Origin of the sequence: Brevundimonas aurantiaca (assembly GCF_014199955.1) — a bacterium.
In the GTDB taxonomy this organism is placed as follows: Bacteria; Pseudomonadota; Alphaproteobacteria; order Caulobacterales; family Caulobacteraceae; genus Brevundimonas; species Brevundimonas aurantiaca.
Window position 1 is genome coordinate 26332 of record NZ_JACHOQ010000015.1, and the last position, 7784, is coordinate 34115.

Genomic DNA, 7784 nt, shown 5'->3' on the forward strand with positions numbered 1-7784 from the left:
CGGTTGCCTGACCGCCGTCAAGCTGACTGCCGTCTAAGAGAATTGTGACAGTCAATTCGGGCTCGAACCCAGGCCCTGTCACGAAAAAACCCCTTTACATGACAGTCCAATGCCCCCATATCGCGCCTTCCGGCGGACCCCGTAGGTCTGATGCTGCGCCGCTAACGCCGGTCTGGGTTTAACAATTAGCAGGGGGTTACGTGAATTGCGCACGTACCAACTTCCCCTGGACCTGGTCCGTGAGCGGTCCCCTGAGCGTCCCGTCGCCCTCGTGCGGCCGCGCTCGGTTTCCGTAGCGGCGCGCTGGTTCCAGGATAATCTGAAAGCCGACGTCTTCTATGCGGTGAAGGCGAACCCGTCCGCCTGGGTCATCCAGACCCTGGTTGAATCCGGCGTTCGCAGCTTCGACGTCGCCTCCCTGGCCGAGATCGAACTGGTCCGTTCGGTCAGCCCCGACGCGCGCCTGGCCTTCATGCACCCGGTCAAGAGCCGCTCGGCCATCACCAAGGCCTATTTCGACCACGGCGTGCGGACCTTCTCGCTCGACTGCGTGGACGAGTTGAACAAGATCCTCGACGCCACCGGCGGCGCCGACGACCTGAATCTGATCGTGCGCATGGCCGTCTCGGCCGACGGGGCCGCCTACACCCTGTCGGGCAAGTTCGGCGTGCCGGTCGATCAGGCCCCGGCCCTGCTCCTGGCCACGCGCCAGGCGGTCAAGGACGGGCTGATGGGCGTCAGCTTCCATGTCGGCAGCCAGTGCATGCGCCCGACCGCCTATCAGGCCGCCATGGCCCAGGTCGGCCGGTCGATCAGCCGCGCGGGCGTGATCGTGGACATCGTCGATGTCGGCGGCGGCTTCCCCTCGGTTTATCCGGGCATGGTCCCGCCGGACATGAGCGAATACGCCGACGCCATCCATCGCGGCTTCAACGAAATGCCGGTGTCGGAAACCACCGAACTGTGGTGCGAGCCCGGCCGGGCCCTGGTCGCCGAATCCTCGTCGATCCTGGCCCGCGTCGATCTGCGCAAGGGCGACGCCCTGTATCTGAACGACGGCTCCTACGGCTCCCTGTTCGACGCCACCCACTCGCGCTGGCCCTTCCCGACCAAGCTGGTCCGGGACGGCGAAGCCTCGGGCGAGCTGAAGGCCTTCCAGTTCTACGGCCCGACCTGCGATTCGATCGACCATATGCCCGGCCCCTTCTGGCTGCCGGCCGACATCCGCGAAGGCGACTTCATCGAGATCGGCATGCTGGGCGCCTATGGGGTGGCCATGACGACCGGCTTCAACGGCTATGGCGAGCATGAGATCGCCGCGGTCGAGGACGCCCCCATGGCCTCCCTCTACGGCCTGGCCCCGCGTTCCATCCCCACCGTGCGCACCACGGCGGAAGAGAATGCGCGCAAGGTCGTGCGCCTGTCGCGACCCAAGGGCAAGGCGGGCCAGCGCAAGAAGGCCCGGCGCTGAGCCTTCCAACAGCCTTGCGGCGCTGAACCGGTCGATGGATCGGCGGCTCCGCAAGGCCTGGGGGTTTCAGGCTGCCGGGATCAGCCCTTTTTGGCGAAAACGGCGTAGCCCCATCGTCCCAGGTGAACGAAGAACAGGATGAGCGCGACGGTCATCAGCCCTTCTGTTAAAGACAGGATCAAGTTTCCCGCCCAGGGGGCCGAGGGCAGAAGCCCGAACAACTGACGCGCCGGCTCCGCGTCCTTGCCTTCTCCGCCGGCCGCCTTCTCGCCGATCCAGTAGAACATCTGCCCCGCGCCGAACACGCCGGTCATGCTGAGCAGGAAGTTCAGATGACGGCCGCGTTTGGCCGCCGCCTCTTCCGCATCCTTCTGCTTGCGCTCGGCCGCCGCCTGGGCTGCATCCGCCCGCTTCTGCTGGCGGCGGGCCAGGTCGCTGGCGTGGTCCTCCAGGCTCTGGATCGCCAGGGACAGGGCCTTGTTCTTGCGGCTGACGCCCCGCAGCTCCTCCAGCTTTTTGAACACGTCCCGCTCGGTGTCGTAGCGGAAGGGATTGGCGTGTCTGAACCTTTCGTACTGGGCGAACTCGGCCAGCTTGGCCTGGTTGATGGCGAACTCGGCCTGGCTCAGCCGGTCCTCGCCGTCCAGCGGCTCTCGATCCGCCATGGCGCGGATGCGGGGATCGTCGGCGGGCGCGCGCTCGTCCACCAGGGCCTCGATCCGATCGATCCGGGCCATGGTCTTCTGCTCATGCTCCCGCGCCAGGAACTCGTTGTGCAGGGCCAGGGCGTGGATCAGGAAGGCGTAGGGGCAGGCGCCGATATAGTCGTTGCCGATCTCCAGGCTGCGGCTCTTGGGCACATAGGTGATCATGGCCCGGTGGTTGGCGTAGCGGACGAAGAACCGCTCGTCGCTCTGTTCGGAACTGTCGGGATAGATGGGGTCGATGCTGTCCAGGATCTCCGAGGTATCCTGGTTCATGAAGTCTATGATGTTCTGGTTGAATCCCGCCAGGAACAGATAGTCCAGACAGTCCGCCCGCGCGATTTCGAAAGCGGGAAGGTGATGCTCGATCGGCGTCTCCAGCCGGGGGCGCGCCTCGGCTTCGTTCGGCTTGCGAAAAGCCTTGATCTGGACGGCCTGGCCGGTCCGCATCGCCTCGACGAAATCCGCCATCCGCGCCTGCGGCGTCGCCCTGTCCGAGATCGGCAGCCACCGGCCTTCGTCGCCGCGCGCCGGGTCCGGCGTCGGATTGCGACGCACGAAGACCCCGTCTTCCAAGGCGGCCTCATAGTCCGCCCGGCGCTCGACCCAGTTCCAGAACTCAGGATCAGCCCTTTCGCCGGCCTTGGTCCCTGCGGGCGGGGCGCCCAGATGCACCGCCTTGGGCGGTCGGCCGTTCACGGGCTTGGTCAGGGCGCGGATGCGGTCCTGATACGGGTCGTAACAGAGCGGCTGCACCATCCGCTTGCGCGGCGCCGGGATCTTCGTCGCCTCGTCCACCGGCATCAGCCGGTCGAAGAAGCGTTCGTCGTGCAGCATGAACATGAAGCGCGACTTGGGCGCCTTCAGCCCCGGCGTCTCCATGACGGGCGCCAGTTCCAGCAGACGGGTTTCGAAACCGGGCCTGGGCGGCTTGGAGGGATCGAGTTCCGCCGCCAGACGGGGGAACAGGCGGACAGCGTCGCGCTCGAACACCGTCCTGACGAACGGCCAGAACCGCTGGGCCTCAACCTGGACCGGGGCCTGGCCCTCAGGGCCGGTCGCTCGCCTTACCCTGATGTCGTCCAAAGGACCGATGTCCAGCTTGGTCTCGCTGAAGACGTCCAGGAAGGGGTGGGGATCGGCCTCGGCAGGCTTCAGGCGCTGCGGGTCCAGCACATATTCCTTGGGCGCGGCCAGCTTCTGCAGCAGGGACAGGAAATAATAGGTCGAGGGGTCGTAGCCCGAGCGCCGGCGACCCTCCGCATCCACATAGCCGCCGCCGTAATAGTGGCTGAAGCTGAGGTGGTAGCTCAGGGAGCCGTCGTTGTGGGACAGCCAGAACCGGCGCAGCCGCACCAGCCGGTCATCGTCCATTCCGGGCGGATGGGCGTGAAACCGCACCCCCTCGGTGGTCCAGGAGACGGACTTGGGCAGGCTGAAGATCAGGTCTTCATGGCTTCGGATGGCCAGCGCAGCCTCGTCCAGGTTCTTGATTCCCGCATCGTCCGCCGTGGACAGCAGGAACTCCTGCAACTCGCCCCGGATTTCGCGATCGGCGATGTCGTTCATCAGGGGGTCGATGGCGTGGCCCAGGGCGAGGGACGGCAGATGGTTCCGCTGGGTCCGGCGAAAGACGGGCGGCTCGATCCGCTCTCCGGGCGCCAGATTCAGGGCCTCGGCCACCCGATCCGGCCCGATATAGAGCGACAGGGTCCAATACAGGGCGCCCGAGCGCGCCTGTTCATAGTCGTCCGTCTCCGGCCGCTCGCCTCGCACCGTCATCGACCTGCGGCCTCCCTCGCCAAGTCCCGGAAACTGTCGAACCCCGTCCCCCGGCCGGACCGCAGCCGCGCCAGGGCCGGGGTCATCGGCAACAGGGCCGCCGGCTCCCGGCGCGCGGCCAGGTCGGCGATCTGGCGCTCGGCCGCTCCGCCCGGCGGTCCGGCCTCGCCCTTCAGCACCGAAATCCTGAAGAAGCTCTCCAGATGGTCGTGCAGCAGACCCGCATCCACCGCCTCGCCCGGATAGTCGACGGCGGCGTAGATCAGCCCGTCCTCATCGTCCTGATCCGCCGACAGGGCCGGCTGGACATAGGGAAAGTCCACCACCTCGGCTCCCATCCGCGCCCAGATCGCCAGTCGATCGACCTGATCCAGGCCCGAACGCAGGGTGTCGGCGGCGGCCTCCTCGGGCGTCAGGCGCAAGGGGTCGTTCTGTTCGATGAAGACGGCGGTCTGGGCGTTCGGACCGGCGTCCAGGGCCTGGGTCGCCAGTCGGCGCACCGCCGAAAGCGCCAGGCGCAGCAGGCCGCGCCCCCGCGCCGCCTCCTCGACATAGACATAGTTCAATGCGACCGCGATGTCCGGCGCCGAGGCCCGGTTGACGGCGGTGGCCAGGAAGTTGATCCCGCCCAGACGCGCGCCGCCTTCGTCCTCCAGCACCGCAACCAGTTCGCAGTGGGTGCGGCCGAACGCCCGGCGATGCGTCCGGTTCAGGGCCAGGCATTTGCGAAAACCCGCCAAATCCTCGCGCTCGTCCGGCAGGACGAAGGCCCGGTCATAGCCTTCGAAGAAGCGGGTCAGGATCGACGAATCCGGATCGGCCGAGGCGAGGGCGCGCACGCCCGAACCCAGGTCGATCGTCAGATCCGGCTGACTGTGCTGTTCCAACGGTCCCGCCCCCAAACAACGGCCAGTTGGCATGGGGCGCGCGGGCGACGCAAGCCCGCCGGACGGTTCAGGCCGCGCAGGCCTCGAACCCGGCCTTCAGCTCCGCCTCGTCCAGATCGCGGCCGATGAAGACGGCGCGGCTCCAGCGGCGTTCGTTCTCGCCCCATTCGCGCTGCAGGTCGCCCTCCAGGATCATATGGACGGCCTGGAAGACCAGGCGGCGGTCTTCGCCCTTCAGGTCGATGATGCCCTTGGCGCGCAGGATGTTCTGACCCTGTTCGCCCAGCAGACGGTCCAGCCAGGCGGTGAACTTCGCGCCGTCCAGCGGCCGGTCCAGCGACAGGGAAATCCCCTTGATGTCGTCCTGGTGGGCGTGACCGCGCGCCCCGTGGCTGTGGTCATGATCATGATGATCATGGTCATGGTCATGGTCATGATGATGGTGGTCATGGCCGCAGTGTTCGTCATGCACATGGCCCTCGGCGCCGTGCGGCGGGTTCACGAAGTCCGGCTTGACCTCCAGGATCCGGTCCAGGTCGAAGGCGCCCAGGCCCAGCACCTGATCCAGCGGCACGTTCGACCGTTCGGCCCGGACGATGGGCGCCAGGGGGTTCAGCGCCCGCAGACGGGCCTCGACCGCCTCCATCTCTTCCGGGGTCGCCAGATCGACCTTGTTCAGGATGATCCGGTCGGCGAAGGCCACCTGTTCGCGCGCCTCCTTGGAGTCGTCCAGCCGCGCCATCACGTGCTTGGCGTCGACCAGGGTGGTGACGCTGTCCAGCTGGGTCTTGGCCTTGACGTCCTCGTCGACGAAGAAGGTCTGGGCCACCGGGCCGGGGTCGGCCAGGCCCGTGGTCTCGACGATGATGGCGTCGAAGGCCGGCTTGCCGGGACGCTGCCGCTTCATCAGGCCCGCAACCACCCGGATCAGGTCGCCGCGCACCGTGCAGCAGACGCAGCCGTTGTTCATCTCGAACACGTCCTCGTCAGCGCCGACCACCAGATCATTGTCGATGCCGATCTCGCCGAATTCATTGACGATGACGGCGTAACGCTTGCCGTGATCCTCGGTCAGGATGCGGTTCAAGAGGGTGGTCTTGCCCGCGCCCAGATAGCCGGTCAGGACGGTGACGGGGATCTTGCCGCCCGAACCCTGGGGGGCGGCGGTCGAGACGGGGGCGTCGAGGGTGTCGGTCATGGCCGCTAGATGGCGGCTGAGGTTCCGTTTGGGAAGAGGGGCCTTAAGCCTTCTTGACGAACTCGGTGCGCAGGACCAGGCCGCGCACCTTCTCGACATTGGCCTCGATCTCGTCGGGGTCGCCGGTCAGGCGGATGTTCTTGACCAGGGTTCCGCGCTTCAGCGTCACCCCGCCCGAGCCCTTGACCTTCAAATCCTTGATCAGGGTCACGTTGTCGCCGTCGGCCAGGATGTTGCCGTTGGAGTCTTTGGTCACGTCTTCGGTCATGGCCAAGCTTCTAGCGAGGGGATCGCCAAATATCCACGCTAAAGATACGGCTATTGAACAGTGTCTCCTCCCCACATCGTGGGGAGGTGGCGCGGCGCTTCTTCAGCGCCGTGACGGAGGGGTTTGGTCCGCGAGAAGAACAGAGAACTGGAGGCGTAAAGAGCCCCTCCGTCTCTCCGCTATGCTCCGAGCCACCTCCCCGCAAAGCGGGGAGGAAACAGTTAATCCGGCACGTTCGCGTCCAGCTCGTCCAGCCAGACCCGCGCATTGCCGTCCGACGGGGCGCGCCAGTCGCCGCGCGGCGACAGGGAGCCGCCGGTCACCACCTTGGGCCCGTTCGGCAGGGCCGAGCGTTTGAACTGGGCGGTCTGGAAGAAGCGGATCAGGAATTTCCGCAGCCAGGCCTTGATGGTCGCCAGGTCGTATTCGACCTTTTCACCGTCGGGGGTGTTGACCGGCCACTGTCCGGCGCCGGCGTCGCTCCAGGCCTGGTGCGCCAGGAAGGCGACCTTGGACGGCGCCATGCCGAAGCGGCTGATGTAGAACAGGAAGAAGTCGTTCAGCGCATAGGGGCCGACCGTCCCCTCGGTCGACTGGATCGCCCCGTCCTTGGCCGGAACCAGTTCGGGCGAGATCTCGGTGTTCAGAACGGCGTGCAGCGTCGGGCTCGCCTCGGCGCCGACCAGTTCGCGGTCGGCGACCCAGCGGATCAGATGGCGGATCAGGGTCTTCGCCACCCCGCCGTTGACGTTATAGTGGCTCATATGGTCGCCGACGCCATAGGTGGCCCAGCCCAGGGCCAGTTCCGACAGGTCGCCGGTCCCCAGCACGAAGGCCCGGTTCTGGTTGGCCAGGCGGAACAGATAGTCGGTCCTCAAGCCCGCCTGCACATTCTCGAAGGTGATGTCATGCACCGGTTCGCCCGCCGCATAGGGGTGGCCGATGTCCTTGAACATCTGTTCGGCCGCGGGGCGGATGTCGATCTCGGCCCCCGTGACCCCAAGGGCCTTCATCAGGGCCCAGGCGTTGGACTTGGTGCCCTCGGACGTCGCGAACCCCGGCATGGTGAAGCCCAGTATGTTCGACCGCGGCAGGTTCAGCCGGTCGAAGGCGCGGCAGGCGACCAGCAGGGCCTGGGTCGAATCCAGCCCGCCAGAGACGCCGATCACCAGGCGCTCTCCGTTCGTCGCCGCCATCCGGCGCATCAGGCCCTGAACCTGGATGTTGAAGGCTTCGTAGCAGTCCTGGTCCAGCCGTCCGGCCTCGTCCGGCACGAAGGGGAAACGGTCCAGCGGCCGGATCAACGCGAATCCTCCCCCCCTGGGGGAGGTGGCGCGGCGCGCAGCGCCGTGACGGAGGGGGGCCGCCCCGGCCCCCCCCCCCCCGCGGCGGGGCCCCCCCCCCCCCCGGGGGGGGAACGAGCGCGCCCCGTACGGGGCCCCCGGTTGGGGCCCAACCACGGGGGGGGCGCCCT

General features: G+C 67.1%; 5 protein-coding genes and 1 pseudogene. 1 reads left to right on the top strand and 5 read right to left on the bottom strand.

The annotated features are described in order from the left end of the window. Positions 1-205: 205 nt before the first annotated feature. Positions 206-1471: a type III PLP-dependent enzyme gene (locus tag GGQ93_RS15800; RefSeq protein WP_183218332.1), complete on the top strand. Its 1266-nt coding sequence runs from the start codon at positions 206-208 to the stop codon at positions 1469-1471. Positions 1472-1551: 80 nt separating this feature from the next. On the opposite strand, the gene GGQ93_RS15805 is transcribed toward GGQ93_RS15800, so the two are convergent. From GGQ93_RS15805 to GGQ93_RS15825, 5 genes and pseudogenes are all read right to left on the bottom strand, one after another. Then, positions 1552-3957, bottom strand: coding sequence for a hypothetical protein (locus tag GGQ93_RS15805; RefSeq protein ID WP_183218334.1), 2406 nt, complete (start codon positions 3955-3957; stop codon positions 1552-1554). Further along, positions 3954-4844 (bottom strand): hypothetical protein, encoded by an 891-nt coding sequence (locus tag GGQ93_RS15810; protein ID WP_183218336.1) that lies wholly within the window; start codon positions 4842-4844, stop codon positions 3954-3956. Before GGQ93_RS15810 ends, GGQ93_RS15805 begins: the two co-directional genes overlap by 4 nt. Before the next feature lie 67 nt (positions 4845-4911). Beyond that, positions 4912-6042, bottom strand: a complete 1131-nt coding sequence (locus tag GGQ93_RS15815) for a CobW family GTP-binding protein (RefSeq protein WP_183218338.1) — start codon at positions 6040-6042, stop codon at positions 4912-4914. 43 nt (positions 6043-6085) lie between these two features. Then, positions 6086-6310, bottom strand: coding sequence for an alkylphosphonate utilization protein (locus GGQ93_RS15820; RefSeq protein WP_152948964.1), 225 nt, complete (start codon positions 6308-6310; stop codon positions 6086-6088). Positions 6311-6531: 221 nt separating this feature from the next. Next, positions 6532-7623: pseudogene (locus GGQ93_RS15825) on the bottom strand (NAD(+) synthase); the annotation flags it as partial. Positions 7624-7784: the final 161 nt, after the last annotated feature.